Below are 14848 nucleotides of genomic sequence, written 5' to 3'. Positions count from 1 at the left end.
TCGAAAATCATTTCTGGCGACATGCGCGGCAGAAATGGCTTAAAATCTAAAGTTTCGACTTCGGAGGAACTTTATGATTTTTTCTCTGAAAATACTCAAAAATTACATCGCAAGATGTGATTTTTGGAGCTGTCGGCATTTTGTCGACAGACTCATTTTATCACACCTCTTGACATATGTCAAAAATAGTAGTAAAATGTGATAAGCAACCGCGTTGGTTGTTGCTTGCCGATATACAATCGTCGGTAAGATGTAGTATGGTAGAAAAGGAGATATGAAAAATGATTGTAATTCTAAAACAAAACGCAGAACAAAACGAGGTAAACGCACTTTTAAAACAGCTGGAGGACATGGGCTTTGACCATCATTACAGTAAGGGCGAAAATTCCACAATAGTTGGTATTATCGGTGATACTTCAACTCTTGACACAGACGATTTAAAGACTATTGACGTAGTCGCAGACGTTAAGAGAGTTTCCGAGCCTTTCAAGCTTGCAAACCGCAAGTTCCACCCGGATAGCAGTATTTTCAACATTGCCGGCAGAACAGTAGGTGAAGGTCATTTCAGCGTAATTGCAGGTCCTTGTTCGGTAGAAACAATTCCGCAAATGACAGAAACAGCCGAAGCAGTTAAAAAGAGCGGTGCTTCATTTTTAAGAGGCGGTGCATTCAAGCCGAGAACATCACCTTATTCATTCCAAGGACTTCATGACGAAGGTCTTAAAATTCTTCTTGAAGCAAAGAAGGCAACAGGACTTCCGATAGTTACAGAAATTATGAATCAGGCACATCTTGATTTGTTTGAAGATGTTGATATAATTCAAGTCGGTGCAAGAAATATGCAGAACTTTGAACTTTTAAAGGAACTTGGTAAATGCAATAAGCCTATACTTTTAAAGCGTGGTCTTTCAAGCACAATCGAAGAATGGGTTATGAGTGCGGAATACATTATGGCAGGCGGTAACGAACAGGTTATTTTCTGCGAAAGAGGTATAAGAACTTACGAAACATTCACAAGAAATACTCTTGACCTTTCGGCAATACCGGCACTAAAGTCAATTTCACACTTGCCTGTAATCGTTGACCCAAGTCACGCAACAGGTTTGCCGTGGATGGTTGAACCGCTTACAAAAGCGGCTATCGCAGTAGGTGCAGACGGTATTATGATTGAAGTTCATAATAATCCAAAGAAAGCATTGTGCGACGGTGCTCAATCACTTACTCCGCAGCAGTTTGACAATGTTATGCAGACAGTTAAGAAGCGTGTTGAGTTTGAAGGTAAAATTTTAGGTTAATTTAAAGGCAGTCGATTGACTGCCTTTTTGTTTGCAAATTTTCAGATAACAGCACTACCGCATTTGTTTGCAATTTTGTATGCAGCCATATTTTATTTTTGATTTTGCAAGTAGCCACCCCTCCGTCACTCGTTCCTCGTGCCACCTCCCTCAATGGGAGGCTTTTTATTTTCCGCCAAATCCCGTAAGGCTCCCCTTGAGGGGAGCTGTCGACACTGTCGACCGAGGGGTGGCTTTACTGTCTTTCATCTAAATCCCATCTATGTCGCCTAATCATATTCTTTCCGTACAGAACGGCGCTCTCGACTTTCCTTTTCCTCTCAACGAAAATCTTTCAATTCTCCGCAAAATCCCGTAAGGCTCCCCTTAAGGGGAGCTGTCGACACTGTCGACTGAAGGGTGGCTCTCTATTGAATTTCAATCACACAAACATGCGACCAATGGTCTCCCCTAAACACGTTCCACTCAAACAACAGCGAATTCCAATCACGCAAACTGGCGACCACCGGTCGCCACTCCGAAATTCTCATAAACGATAGCAAACTTAATCACACAAAAAGGGCGACCAACTGTCGCCCCTACTACACAACTATTCATCTTTATGAAAGTGTCTGTAAATCGCATAAACCAAAGCACCGACTGACAAAACAGCTATGTATATCGCAAAAGCAACAAACACAATACTACCTGCTTTTGTGGGCGGTGTATATATATATCTGCGATAACCAATCACATCTTTATTCACAGCCAAAGTTACCGTTGCAAAAGCAATCGTAATCAAAGTCAGCAGCCCGCCTATATAATACTTTTTCATAAAACCCCCTTATCTTACCAACAAATACACCGTATATGCCACATACATAAAAATCATAACCACACCGCAAGGGCGATTAATCTTTTTATTAGCAAGTGCAAAAATATAAGTAAACAAGCATATTCCAATCAACACACAACCGTCAATTACCACATTAAAGTCAGTACCTATTTTACCGATCGTCGCCGATATTCCGAGAATGAACAACAAATTAAATATATTCGAGCCGATTACGTTACCTACCGCAATATCATTTTGTTGTTTTCTTGCGGCAACAATCGAAGTCACAAGTTCAGGAAGTGATGTACCTATTGCCACAACGGTAAGACCGACAACTCTTTCACTCATTCCCGCCATAAGTGCAAGTTCCTTTGCGCCTTTAACAGTAAGCTGACCGCCGACCACAACACCGACAAAGCCGATTATTATAAACAATAGGCATTTCCACATTGGCAAATCTGCCTTTTCGCTATCCTCCGCACTTTCAATTAATTTACTTTCTTTCTTACCCATCACAACAGAACCGACCATAAACACCGCAAACAATGCAAGAAGTATAATACCGTCCAATCTTGTCAATGCAATATCACCATGATTTAATGTCATTAAAAGCACAATCATTACAGCGGTTATACCGATACAGAATGGAAAATCACGTTTTAGGATATTTCCTTTTACAGCAACAGGTGCGAACAAAGCACTTGCACCAAGTACAACAAGCGTATTAAATATATTTGATCCGATTATATTACCGATTGCAATTTCATTACTGCCTTGCAGTGACGCAGTTATGCTAACCGCCGCCTCGGGCAAACTTGTTCCGAACGCCACTACCGTAAGTCCGACTATATATGCCGGAATTCTCAACTTTGCCGACAAATCACACGCACCGTCAACAAACAAATCCGCACCTTTAACCAAAAGCACAAACCCTATCACCAAAAATAAAATCATCAAAACCATTACATATAAACTCCTTTTCCTCTGTAATTCCTCATAAAAGCAAAGTAGACAAAACCCATATGGGTTTTGTCTACAATTAAATTGTCTAATCGAATTAGTGAACGATAGCCATTTCTGTATCCTTATCAAAGATATGAATTTTGTTTGTTTCAAATGCAACCTTGATTGTATCACCAATCTTAGCTGTTGAACGTTGATTAACTCTTGCTGTGAACTGTTCACCTGCAAGTTCAAGATACAAATATGTTTCAGCACCCATCATTTCAGTAACTTCAACGTATGCATTACATACAGCCTCAGGTCTGCTTGAAATGAATGCCTCGTCATCGTGAATATCTTCAGGTCTGATACCAACGATTACTTCCTTACCGATATAACCTTCAAGTTCAGGTGTAACCTTACCGTTAGGAATCATAATCTTGTTATCGCCAAATGATGCGTATACGCTACCGTTTTCCTTTGATAGTGTAGCAGTAACAAAGTTCATTTGCGGTGAACCGATAAATCCTGCAACGAATACGTTATCAGGCTTTGTATAAAGGTTAGCAGGTGTATCAACTTGTTGAATAACACCGTCCTTCATAACAACGATACGAGTACCCATTGTCATAGCCTCTGTCTGGTCATGAGTAACGTACATAAATGTTGTTTGAAGTTTGTTATGTAACTTCTTAATTTCAGTTCTCATTGCAACTCTTAGCTTTGCATCAAGGTTTGATAGAGGTTCGTCCATAAGGAATACCTTAGGATTACGAACGATTGCACGTCCCATAGCAACACGCTGTCTTTGACCGCCTGAAAGAGCCTTTGGCTTTCTGTCAAGAAGATGCTCAATGTCAAGAATCTTTGCAGCTTCTGTAACACGCTTCTTGATTTCGTCCTTTGGAGTTTTTCTAAGCTTTAGACCAAATGCCATATTTTCAAATACTGTCATATGAGGATATAGAGCGTAGTTTTGGAAAACCATTGCAATATCTCTGTCTTTAGGAGCAACGTCGTTTACAAGACGTCCGCCGATATAAAGTTCACCTTCTGAAATTTCTTCAAGACCGGCAACCATTCTTAGAGTTGTTGACTTACCACAACCTGAAGGACCTACAAGGATGATGAATTCCTTATCGTCAATGTCAAGTGTAAAGTCACTTACAGCAGTAACGCCGCCTGCATATCTTTTGTAAATGTGTTTTAATTGTAAATCTGCCATAATTAATTGTTCCCCTCTCGTCCAAGAAAAATTTTTATACAAAATAAACCAGATTTCATTTATTCTGCTTGTTTAAGTGTATTGTTATCTTTATAATACATCTTTTTGATATATATATGATAACATATTTAAATACAAATTGTTAGTCGTATAATTCACAAAAATACTTTTTATTCTTTAGTAAAATTAACTAAACATATTTTGATCATATGACAAAAAGGAGTATTTTGCTTGATTACTCTTTATTTTTTGAGCTTTGTATAACTTTTTCGGCAACATTTGACGGAGCTTGCTCGTAACGGGTAAACTCAAACGAGAACATACCTCTGCCCTGACTCATAGAACGCAAGTCAGTCGCATAACGGAACATTTCGGACATAGGCACTTCAGCCTCAACCATATTAAGTCCCTCTTTATCGCTTTCGCCCATACCCATAATCTGGCCGCGGCGTTTATTAATATCACCGATAATATCGCCCATAATATTTTCAGGAATATATACTTTCAAGTAGCCGATAGGCTCAAGCAAGACAGGGTTAGCCTGTTTCAAACCCTCTTTGTACGCGATAGCCGCAGCCGTCTTAAATGCCATTTCCGACGAATCGACAGGGTGATACGAACCGTCAAGTAATGTGGCTTTTAAGTTTACCACAGGATAACCTGCAAGCACGCCTTTCTGGCACGAATCACGCAAGCCTTTTTCAACGGCAGGGAAATAATTTTTAGGCACAGAACCGCCGAATACTTTTTCTTCAAAAATCATATCTTCCGACACACCCGGCTCAAATTCAATCTTAACGTGACCGTACTGACCGTGACCGCCCGATTGTTTCTTGTGTTTGCCTTCAACGGTAGCCTTGCCCTTGATTGTTTCGCGATACGGAACAATAGGGTCTTCCAAAACTGCGCCGACACCGTATTTTGATTTTAATTTGCTTATAATAACGTCAATATGCTGTTCGCCCTGACCGTTTATAAGAGTCTGCTTTGTTTCGGTATTGTTTGTAATTGTGAATGTCGGATCCTCCTCCATAAGCTTGTTAATACCGCTTATAATCTTTTCTTCATCGCCCTTTGTCTGCGGTTTAATCGCCATAGACAAAACAGGCTGCGGAAATTCAATACCGGTAAGTATGATATTCTTACCCTTTTCACACAATGTATCACCTGTTTTTGTGCTTTCAAGTTTTGCAACCGCACCGATGTCACCGGCTTTTATCGACTTTGCGTCAAGCTGTTTTTTACCGCAAAGATTAAATACCTTGCCAATCTTTTCGTTTACGTCCTTGTTCGGATTGTAAAGCGTGCTGTCACCCTTTACCTCACCGGAATAAACTCTGAACAACGACATCTTACCAACATAAGGGTCTGCGATTGTTTTAAATACAACCGCCGCCGTTGTTTCCGTTTCACTCTGTACGAGCTCAACAGGCTCACCTGTATCGGCAACTCTCGCGATTTCCTCAATTTCCGACGGAGCAGGCAAATACTTACCCATACCGTCCATAAGCGAACGCACACCGATATTATCCTGACCGCTGCCGCAGTATACAGGATAAATAACACCGTCCTTAACACCTTTTCTTATAGCTTGCTTAATTTCGTCAAAAGTAAATTCTTCACCGTTGAAATACTTAACCATAAGTGCCTCATCGGTTTCGGCAACAGCCTCCATAATCATTTCTCTAAGCGGTGCGACAATTTCCGCCATACCGTCGGGTACAGGAATATCCACTCTGTCCTGTCCTTCATATCTTCTTGCCGTCATATCGACAATATCGACAAAGCCTTTGAATTCGTCACCCTCTCTTATCGGATAAACGAACGGAGTTACTGATTTTCCGAACTTTTCTTTCATTTCCTCAAGAGTTTTTTGATAATCCGCTCTGTCATCATCAATTTTGTTGACAAAGAACATAATCGGCACACCTCTTTGTTTTGCGTATCTGAACACGTTCTCCGTACCGACGCTTACACCGCTTCTTCCGCTCAATACAATAAGTGCCGAATCAGCCGCACGGATACCCTCTTTAACGTCACCGACAAAATCAAAAAAGCCCGGTGTATCTATCATATTGTATTTCATATCTTTCCACTCTACCGTTGCAAGAGCGGTTGAAATACTGAATTGTCTTTTGATTTCTTCACCGTCATAGTCCGTTACAGTGTTGCCGTCAGCGACTTTGCCCATTCTGTCGGTCATTTTCGCATTGAACAGCATTGCCTCTGTAAGCGTTGTCTTACCGCATTTACCGTGTCCCATAACGGCGATGTTCCGAATTGCGTCCATTGAATACGTTTTCATTTGATTGACCCTCCTAATATAATATTTTTCGTTCATTTTATTTGGCTACTAATCAATTTGTATGTCCTTTGCTATAGCCTCGTATATTACATATATACCACATTATCATATAAAGATAACAAAAAAAGTACCGTCAGATTATAAAAATCAAACGATACTTTTTTGTACATATTCACTAACTTTTATTTTGTTATTTCAACAGTTCTTGTGTCACCGTTCCAATCAACAGTAACATTAAATGCTTCCATGACAAATCTAAGCGGAACCATTGTTCTGTTGTTCATAAGCGTTGCGGGTGCATCAAGCGTTATCGGTGTATCATTTATGTACGCAACATCACTGTCAAGATACATAACGACTTTGTCGCCGCCCTTTTTAACCGTAATCTCCTGCTTGTCACCGTTCCAGTCCACTTTTGCATTAAGAGCCTCTGATATACCTCTTACAGGTATCATTGTATACGTTTCACCGTCAATGGTTTCAAGCAACGGATACTGGTCGTCAAACGCAAGCAATTTACCGTCTATTCTTACCTTTGCACCTATGTAATCAATATCATTATGATAATATCTCATAACGTGTTCTATGTACTGTGCGTCACCGTAAGTATTGTACGGCCAATTTGTCGCATACTGCGCGGCATTGATGCGTTCCGAAAGCCAATCGTCACCCTTCGCCGCAATTATTCTGTCAAGCACGGTTTGTCCGAAGTTATAAGACTGAATCATTTTCATATAGTCGCAGTCATATCTGATAAGCGACTGTGAAATTAAATATGCCGCAAACGGCACTGCCTTAGTCGGATCAAGTCTGTCTTGAAGCGTCCATTTTTCTCCCGTAGTGTCTTCACCGAACTTTGCGAATGATTTTTCCAAAGTATTTTCAATCTGCATAATACCCCATGCCGGATATTCACTTCCGTCATCACGGTAACTCAAATTTCTTCCCGACGATTCCTGCATACATATTGCCGCAAGCAAGTTTGGGTCTACACCGTATTGGTCGCCTGCCTGCTCGAATAAATCATAATAGCTTTTTACCGCCGAATTAAGCTGAGCCGTACCGATTTCAATACCGTCCATACTTGTGCCTTGATGGTCGGGTATAGCCCCTGCCGCAAGTGCCGTAAATGACGATGCCGAAATCACCGCCGCAAGTGCCATTCCTATAAATTTCTTCATAATCAACTCTCCTTTTGTGATAACTTGATATGTACACCCCCATTATACACTTATCATATTAATCCGTCAATGGCTGTTATTTCCTACGAATTTCATATTATATGTGTTTGTTTTGAATAATACAGTGATTTTTTGGTAATACTCTATTATGAACTAAATCAAAGGAGGATATATCTATGAAACAGTACATTGAAATAGTCGACATTTTCGGACGTGAAGTTATGGATTCACGCGGTAATCCGACAGTCGAAGTTGAGGTGCATACAGAATGTGCGTCGGGCAGAGCAATCGTTCCGTCAGGTGCGTCAACAGGTGTTTTTGAGGCTGTGGAACTTAGGGATAATGACAAAAAGCGTTACGGCGGTAAAGGTGTAAAAAACGCTGTGGCGAATGTAAATGAAAAAATTGCAGATGTGTTAATCGGTATGAATGTACTTGACCAACGCTCGATAGATATGAAAATGTGTGAGCTTGACGGCACAGACAATAAATCAAATCTCGGTGCAAACGCAATACTCGGTGTATCGTTAGCCGTTGCAAGAGCGGCTGCGGCAAGCCTTGAAATACCGCTTTTTCAATATATAGGCGGTATAAATTCTTATGTACTTCCCGTACCTATGATGAACATATTAAACGGCGGTGCACACGCAAATAACAACGTCGATATACAGGAATTTATGATAATGCCGTATGGTGCAAAATCATTTAAACAAGGCTTGCGTTGGTGCAGTGAAGTATTTCACGAATTGAAAAAGGTGCTTTCCGAAATGGGTAATACCACCGCAGTCGGTGACGAAGGCGGTTTTGCACCGAATCTTGAAACAGACGAAAAAGCACTTGAAGTTATAATGAGTGCAATCGGGCGTGCAGGCTACAAGGCAGGTGAAGATTTTAAAATCGCCATAGATGCCGCGTCTTCGGAATGGGTACAAGATGACGGAACATATTTGTTGCCGAAATCCGGTATAAAAAAGACTGCTTCGGAACTTGTTGAATACTGGCAGACCCTATGCGAAAAATATCCGATTTTCTCTATTGAGGACGCACTCGGAGAAGATGATTGGGACGGTTGGAAAATCCTTACCGATAAGCTCGGCGATAAAATTCAGCTTGTCGGCGATGACTTGTTCGTCACAAACCCAAAACGACTTGAAAAGGGTATTTTATCAGATGTCGCAAACTCAATTCTTATCAAGGTTAATCAAATCGGCACACTTTCCGAAACACTTGACGCTGTTGAAATGGCACATAAAAACGGCTATACCGCCGTTATATCACACCGCAGCGGTGAAACGGAAGATACCACAATCGCCGATATTGCCGTTGCTGTAAACGCCGGACAAATAAAAACAGGCGCACCGAGCCGAACAGACAGAGTTGCAAAATATAATCAGCTTTTGAGAATAGAAGAAGAACTCTGCGGTATCGCGCAATACGGAAAATTTTAATCATAAAAAACAGCAGACTATTTTAGGATAGTCTGCTGTTTTTTTATGATTGATGAGCCTCCATATTTTTCGGCAGCACCAAATTCAAAATTATCGAAACCAAGAACACAACCGCAACGCAGTTTTCAGCGAACACGTTTTGAATGATTTGCGGAAAGATTGAAAAAATTTCGGGAACTTGTGTAAAGCCAAGTCCGATACTCAATGACAATGCGGCGATAATAATATTTCTTTGTGAAAAACCGCATTTTGCAATCATCTGCAAACCGCTTATAACAATATTACCGAACATCATAAGCGTACAGCCGCCAAGCACAGCCTCAGGCAATGTTGCAAGTAATGTTCCGAACATAGGGAACAATCCTGCCAAAACCATAATAACGCAGCCTGTGAAAATCGTAAATCTGTTTACGACTTTTGTCATTGAAACAAGTCCCACGTTTTGGCTGAACGACGTAATCGGCAAACAACCGAAAAGTCCCGACAATGCACTGACAAAGCCGTCTGCGGCGATTGAGCCTGTAAGCTCCTTCTTTGAAACCTCACGATTTAATCCCGATGACGCAAGTGCCGATGTATCTCCGATTGTTTCCGTTGCAGACACAAGGAAAATCACAAGCACGGAAATAATTGCGCCTATATTGAATGTCGGTTTAATCGGAAGTATCTGCGGAAGTGATACGATTTGTGCCGTACTCAATCCAGAAAAATCAACCATACCCATACACACAGCCACAATGTAACCTACGATAAGTCCGAACAATACGGACAACTGTTTCCAATATGATTTAGCGAAAATATTAAATCCGATACAACAAACCAACGTAATTGTTCCGAGAATTAAATTTTTAGCCGAGCCGAAGTCCTCCGCACCCGAGCCGCCGCCGAACGATGTCGCACCGACCGACAAAAGCGAAAAGCCGATAGCCGTTACAACCGAAGCCGCCACAATCGGCGAAATCAGTTTTACCCAATACTTTGCAAAAAGTCCGAGTATGCCTTCAATAATTCCGCCTATAATAACCGCTCCGACAATGGCTCCGTATCCGTATGTAGGACCGACAAAACAGAACACAGATACAAACGTAAAACTTATTCCCATTACAATCGGCAATCCCGAACCGACTTTCCATATAGGATACAACTGAATTACAGAACCTATTCCCGCAATAATCATAGCCGTTTGAATAAGTCTTGCGGTTTCGGTTGTGTCTAAACCGCAAGCACTTGAAACAATAATAATCGGTGCGATATTCGCAACGAACATAGCCAAAATATGTTGCAGACCAAACGGAATAGCTTTTGAAACAGGCACTTTTCCGTCTAACTGATAAATGTTATTAATATCACTGTTTTTCATTTTATTGTTCCTCTCTGAATTTAATCGTACCTGTTTTGCTGTCCATATCGTCAACTATTGCCAAAGATTCTAATTGAAAACCTAAGTTACGAATAATTCTTCCGCCTGCTTGGAAACCTTTTTCAACAGCTATTCCTATTCCCTCAACCGTTGCACCGGCTGACTTAACTATCTGAATTAATCCCTGCAACGCACAACCGTTCGCCAAGAAATCGTCAATAATCAATACACGGTCGTTTTCATTCAAAAACTTTTTCGCAACAATAACTTGATTTTTGCATTTGTGCGTGAATGACTCAACCTCCGCAACGTACATTTCACCCTCAAGATTTACGCTCTTTGATTTTTTCGCAAAAACAACGGGCACACCGAAATGTTGTGCGGCGATACAGGCAATACCTATACCCGATGCCTCGATAGTCAAAATTTTATTTATATTCGCACCCTCAAAGCGTTTTTTCCATTCCTTGCCCATCTCATTAAACAAATCAATGTCCATTTGATGATTTAAAAAGCTGTCCACTTTAAGCACGTTACCCTCTTTAACTATTCCGTCCTTTAAAATTCTTTCCTCTAAACAGTTCATCTTTACTCTCCTCAAATAATAAAATATATACGATTATACCACACCTACACCCATAATACAATTAATATCGACATCAAATTGCAAAAAAAATATGAGGACTTTTTAAGTCCCCATATTTGTATTGCTTTCATTTTTCAAATCACTGTGAACACGATGATATTCAGGGCTTTCCATCATCATTACCTGATGAACTCCGATACCTTTCAAAAGCGGTAATTTAAGTCTGTACTTAACCCAAATGAATGCGTATATAAACAATGCCGCAAACAGAACAAAGCACAAAATATATATATTTCTTCTTTGTACAGGGTCAGTTGATATATTGAACATCATATACACCTGAAGTGCTATACCCACGATTTGTAAAAGCGGGAAAAGCGGTGTTTTGAAGTTACGCGGAACATTTTTCATTTTACGTCTTAGCATAATTACATTGACGTGTGATGTAATATATGAAAGCATCCAGAAAAGCGAGCAAGTAAGAGTTAAAAATGCCACCTGTTCACCTGTCGAAATGCCCGATGCCTCGATAATGCAAGTAAGCACACCCAAAATTATAATAACCCAATAAGGTGCTCCGTTTTTGTTTTTCTTTTGAAAAAACGACGGAAGAAGATTCATCTTCGCCATTCCGCAGCATATTTCCGAAACCGAACAAATAATAGAGTTTTGCGTACTTACCGCCGCAAATATAGCGACAATAATCATCCAATATCTGCCCCACTTACCGAGCATATTCACCGCATAAAGAACGTGCGGTGACGCTGCACTTCCAAGATCGGACCACAATGTATAATTCTTAAATCCGAATACAAGCAATATTTGAATAATTCCCATTATGCCGAGTGAAAGCACCATACTGAGCGGTACTTTTTTAGGACTTTTCATATCCTTACCCAAAGGTACAATAAACTCCGCACCGATAAAGAACCAAAATGCCGTTGCGGTAAGCGGAAGAATGTCCTTTAAATCCGACGAAATAACCGCATCTTGTGCCACCTGTTCACCCGAACCCAAACCGAGTGCGCCGATAATACCGAGTGCAAGCAATGACACTACCATAAATGCCGCAACGATTTCCTGCAAAAGCGTTGACATATTCACGCCTTTTAGATTAATGAATATAAGAACAATCGTTATTCCCACGCTGAACACCGCAGGCGGTATCGCCTCACCCGTCATTTCCGTCATTACATTTGCAAACATCGCACCTTCGGCAGGTGCTGCAAAAACATTGCTTATTAAATAACCGCCGACCATCGTTACAATAGTCAACAGCGGACCGAGTCCGGCAAGAGTGTATTGAGCGATATCGCCGGTAAGGTTAGGCATTATCGCATTTAATTCGGCTATCGACAAAACCGCAAGCATATTTGCTATACAAGCTATGACGATAGCAATAACGAACGGCGTACCGACCGCACTTGAGCCGCTTGCCGACGAAACGAAACAGCTCGTTGCGATAAGCATACCCACACCGGTTGATACTGCACCAAAAAGACTGATTTTTTTCATATGAGTAACCTCCGATTTAATCTATCTTTGATTTCTGCAAAGCGTCAATTCCGTCTTCGCCCGTTCTGATACGAATAATATTACGAACGTCAGACACAAATATTTTTCCGTCACCGATGTGTCCCGTATAAAATTCTTTTTTCAAAAATTCTATAACTTCTTTAACTTTAGACGTTTCACATATCATAATCATAGTACTTTTCGGAAGAAGTCTTAAAGGCTGTTCCGTAAAATCAAGCATATACTCCGAACTTCCGCTCTGCACACCGCAACCCATAGCATTGTAAACGGTTATGCCCGATATTCCGAGCTTATGTATTTCCTTGATGTGTTTTGAGCTAAGCATTTCGATAAATGCCGAAACCTTAGACATACTTCCTATAATCTCTATTCTTGAAAATTCAGCTTCCATTATTTTTACCTCCGTTTTGTTAAAACAGGCGTATAGAACATATGTGTTCTATACGCCGTTGTATATTAAAAACTTTTTTTACTTGTTATATCTTCCGCATCTTTTACGGCGTATTCTTCGCAAAGAAAACCTTTCACCCATCTGCCGTCGATAAGCTCGACATTTCCTATCGAAAGCGGTGTGCTTACGTTACTCATAAAACTTCCGAGCTTTGAAACGGGTATTTTGAATATATCAACATTTATATTTTCACCGTTTTCCGCTCTCACAAGTCCGGGCTTAATCGGATTTGTATTGAGTTTGTACAGCTTGTACTCCTTTGCAGTCGCTGTACTTTCGATATACTCCGCTCCCAATTCGGTGAGCTGACTTTCAAGGGCATATCCCTTTTTGTGAAGTCCGCATACCGCAAAATCAATACTTTCGGTTTTAAGAAAACTTTCCGCTGTTTGAAGTACAAGATTTGTACTGTCCGCAAGTCCGAAAATCGTAATTCCGAACGGTAAATTTTTATCTTGCGTATTTTCCGGTACTGCCACTGCCATAAGGTCAAGCAAGTTGCAGTGATTTGTATAAAGTCCCATTAAGCTGTTCGTCTTTACGGGATCTTCCCTTACTTGTTCTCTTGTGAATGTGCCTCCTGCCGTTGGCATTACCATAACGGCATTTTTTAATATTTCCTTTGCCTTGTGTCTGTAATATTGCAACATATGCAAATCTTCAAACAGTCTTGCGGCGGTTTTTTCTTCCGTACCGCCCGACTGAAGAATTTTCTTGGTAACAGGAAAAACTTTATCCTCGTTTTCACTGACAAATTCTTTTAAGTCAGCCCATCTTTCCGCAACATACGCACCGTCATAAAGAATTAACGCGGCATCATAAAACATTTTATAATCAATATATTCAACCTTAACTCCGAGTTTTTTTATACGTTCCGTTGCCGAATACCATTTAGCCCTATGAACATCTGCGTTATCACCGAAAAATGCTGGTTCTTCCAAAGGAAGATATATTTTTTCGGGAAGTTTTTTACCTTTATCCTCATATTCTTTCGACCAAACACATTCCGCATCATAGCCTTTGGCATATTGATTGACTGTTTCGGTATCTTCAAGACTGTTTGCAAATACCGTCACACAGTCAAGACTTGCACAAGCCGGTACTACTCCGGATGTGGACCACGCACCCAATGACGGTTTAAAGCCTACAAGTGTATTTAGCATTGCTGGTACTCTTCCGGAGCCTGCCGTATCGGTACCGAGCGAAAACGCCGCCATGCCCAAGGCAACCGACACCGCAGAACCCGAACTTGAGCCGCCGCTAATCATTTTATCGTCATACGCATTATGCACTTCACCGTACGGACTTCTTGTACCGACAAGTCCCGTTGCAAATTGGTCAAGATTTGTCTTTCCGACAGGGAACGCACCTGCGTCAATTAACTTCTGTACCACAAACGCACTTTTTTTCGGCATATACGAATATTCGGGGCAAGCCGCCGTTGTCGGAACGCCCTCAAGGTCGATATTATCCTTTATCGCGAACGGTATTCCCCACAGCGGTTTATCCTCACTTCTCGGCGGAAGTTTTGAGATATACTTTTCCATAAGCTCTCTTGACGGAGCAACTATCCAAATATTCTTGTCCTTATTTTCTTCGGCTCTTTTCAAAATTTCATCGACAAGCTCGTAAGGTGTAAGTTCGTTATTGTCATACGCTTGATTTATCCATTTCAATGATAATTTCTTAGGAAAAAACTTCATTA

12 protein-coding genes are annotated in these 14848 nt (G+C 40.8%); 2 read left to right on the top strand and 10 right to left on the bottom strand.

The features are described from left to right. Nucleotides 1–281 precede the first annotated feature (281 nt). On the top strand, nt 282–1295 hold the full coding sequence (gene aroF / locus ACSAMO_RS09590; protein WP_147515221.1) for a 3-deoxy-7-phosphoheptulonate synthase: 1014 nt from the start codon (nt 282–284) through the stop codon (nt 1293–1295). 589 nt (nt 1296–1884) lie between these two features. Here aroF and ACSAMO_RS09585 read toward each other — a convergent pair. The 5 genes from ACSAMO_RS09585 to ACSAMO_RS09565 all read right to left on the bottom strand — a co-directional run bounded on the left by ACSAMO_RS09585 (nt 1885) and on the right by ACSAMO_RS09565 (nt 7762). Continuing rightward, on the bottom strand, nt 1885–2109 hold the full coding sequence (locus ACSAMO_RS09585) for a hypothetical protein (RefSeq protein WP_412613698.1): 225 nt from the start codon (nt 2107–2109) through the stop codon (nt 1885–1887). Between the two features lie 9 nt (nt 2110–2118). Beyond that, on the bottom strand, nt 2119–3072 hold the full coding sequence (locus tag ACSAMO_RS09580) for a calcium/sodium antiporter (RefSeq protein WP_337599495.1): 954 nt from the start codon (nt 3070–3072) through the stop codon (nt 2119–2121). Between the two features lie 94 nt (nt 3073–3166). Beyond that, nucleotides 3167–4276 carry an ABC transporter ATP-binding protein gene (locus ACSAMO_RS09575; protein ID WP_022230603.1) on the bottom strand — a complete coding sequence of 370 codons (1110 nt, stop codon included), beginning with the start codon at nt 4274–4276 and terminating at the stop codon, nt 3167–3169. Nucleotides 4277–4511: 235 nt separating this feature from the next. Then, nucleotides 4512–6581, bottom strand: a complete 2070-nt coding sequence (gene fusA, locus ACSAMO_RS09570; protein WP_147515219.1) for an elongation factor G — start codon at nt 6579–6581, stop codon at nt 4512–4514. A gap of 182 nt (nt 6582–6763) precedes the next feature. Further along, nucleotides 6764–7762 (bottom strand): stalk domain-containing protein, encoded by a 999-nt coding sequence (locus ACSAMO_RS09565; RefSeq protein WP_482489802.1) that lies wholly within the window; start codon nt 7760–7762, stop codon nt 6764–6766. 176 nt (nt 7763–7938) lie between these two features. Here ACSAMO_RS09565 and eno point away from each other — a divergent pair, with 176 nt between their 5' ends. Beyond that, nucleotides 7939–9210 carry a phosphopyruvate hydratase gene (eno, locus tag ACSAMO_RS09560; protein WP_117967764.1) on the top strand — a complete coding sequence of 424 codons (1272 nt, stop codon included), beginning with the start codon at nt 7939–7941 and terminating at the stop codon, nt 9208–9210. Between the two features lie 43 nt (nt 9211–9253). Here the strand turns inward: eno and ACSAMO_RS09555 are convergent, their stop codons facing one another. The 5 genes from ACSAMO_RS09555 to ACSAMO_RS09535 form a co-directional block, all read right to left on the bottom strand. Next, nucleotides 9254–10570, bottom strand: coding sequence for a uracil-xanthine permease family protein (locus ACSAMO_RS09555; RefSeq protein ID WP_499209205.1), 1317 nt, complete (start codon nt 10568–10570; stop codon nt 9254–9256). Between the two features lies 1 nt (nt 10571). Beyond that, complete coding sequence (locus tag ACSAMO_RS09550; protein WP_337870154.1) at nt 10572–11156, bottom strand: xanthine phosphoribosyltransferase; 585 nt, start codon at nt 11154–11156, stop codon at nt 10572–10574. A gap of 102 nt (nt 11157–11258) precedes the next feature. Beyond that, complete coding sequence (locus ACSAMO_RS09545) at nt 11259–12671, bottom strand: APC family permease (protein WP_499209204.1); 1413 nt, start codon at nt 12669–12671, stop codon at nt 11259–11261. 16 nt (nt 12672–12687) lie between these two features. After that, entirely contained in the window at nt 12688–13083 is a 396-nt protein-coding gene (locus tag ACSAMO_RS09540; protein WP_308456611.1) for a P-II family nitrogen regulator, read from the bottom strand. Between the two features lie 65 nt (nt 13084–13148). Next, nucleotides 13149–14846, bottom strand: a complete 1698-nt coding sequence (locus tag ACSAMO_RS09535) for an allophanate hydrolase (protein ID WP_499209203.1) — start codon at nt 14844–14846, stop codon at nt 13149–13151. Nucleotides 14847–14848 lie beyond the last annotated feature (2 nt).

The sequence above is a fragment of the Ructibacterium sp. SJQ-7 genome (assembly GCF_054696575.1).
This window is presented reverse-complemented; position numbering and strand designations above follow the sequence as displayed.

Coding starts and splice junctions, on each gene's coding strand:
- fusA (WP_147515219.1), bottom strand. CDS start 6,581: ATGAAAACGTATTCAATGGACGCAATTCGGAACATCGCCGTTATGGGA.
- ACSAMO_RS09550 (WP_337870154.1), bottom strand. CDS start 11,156: ATGAACTGTTTAGAGGAAAGAATTTTAAAGGACGGAATAGTTAAAGAG.
- aroF (WP_147515221.1), top strand. CDS start 282: ATGATTGTAATTCTAAAACAAAACGCAGAACAAAACGAGGTAAACGCA.
- ACSAMO_RS09580 (WP_337599495.1), bottom strand. CDS start 3,072: ATGGTTTTGATGATTTTATTTTTGGTGATAGGGTTTGTGCTTTTGGTT.
- eno (WP_117967764.1), top strand. CDS start 7,939: ATGAAACAGTACATTGAAATAGTCGACATTTTCGGACGTGAAGTTATG.
- ACSAMO_RS09535 (WP_499209203.1), bottom strand. CDS start 14,846: ATGAAGTTTTTTCCTAAGAAATTATCATTGAAATGGATAAATCAAGCG.
- ACSAMO_RS09545 (WP_499209204.1), bottom strand. CDS start 12,671: ATGAAAAAAATCAGTCTTTTTGGTGCAGTATCAACCGGTGTGGGTATG.
- ACSAMO_RS09585 (WP_412613698.1), bottom strand. CDS start 2,109: ATGAAAAAGTATTATATAGGCGGGCTGCTGACTTTGATTACGATTGCT.
- ACSAMO_RS09540 (WP_308456611.1), bottom strand. CDS start 13,083: ATGGAAGCTGAATTTTCAAGAATAGAGATTATAGGAAGTATGTCTAAG.
- ACSAMO_RS09555 (WP_499209205.1), bottom strand. CDS start 10,570: ATGAAAAACAGTGATATTAATAACATTTATCAGTTAGACGGAAAAGTG.
- ACSAMO_RS09565 (WP_482489802.1), bottom strand. CDS start 7,762: ATGAAGAAATTTATAGGAATGGCACTTGCGGCGGTGATTTCGGCATCG.
- ACSAMO_RS09575 (WP_022230603.1), bottom strand. CDS start 4,276: ATGGCAGATTTACAATTAAAACACATTTACAAAAGATATGCAGGCGGC.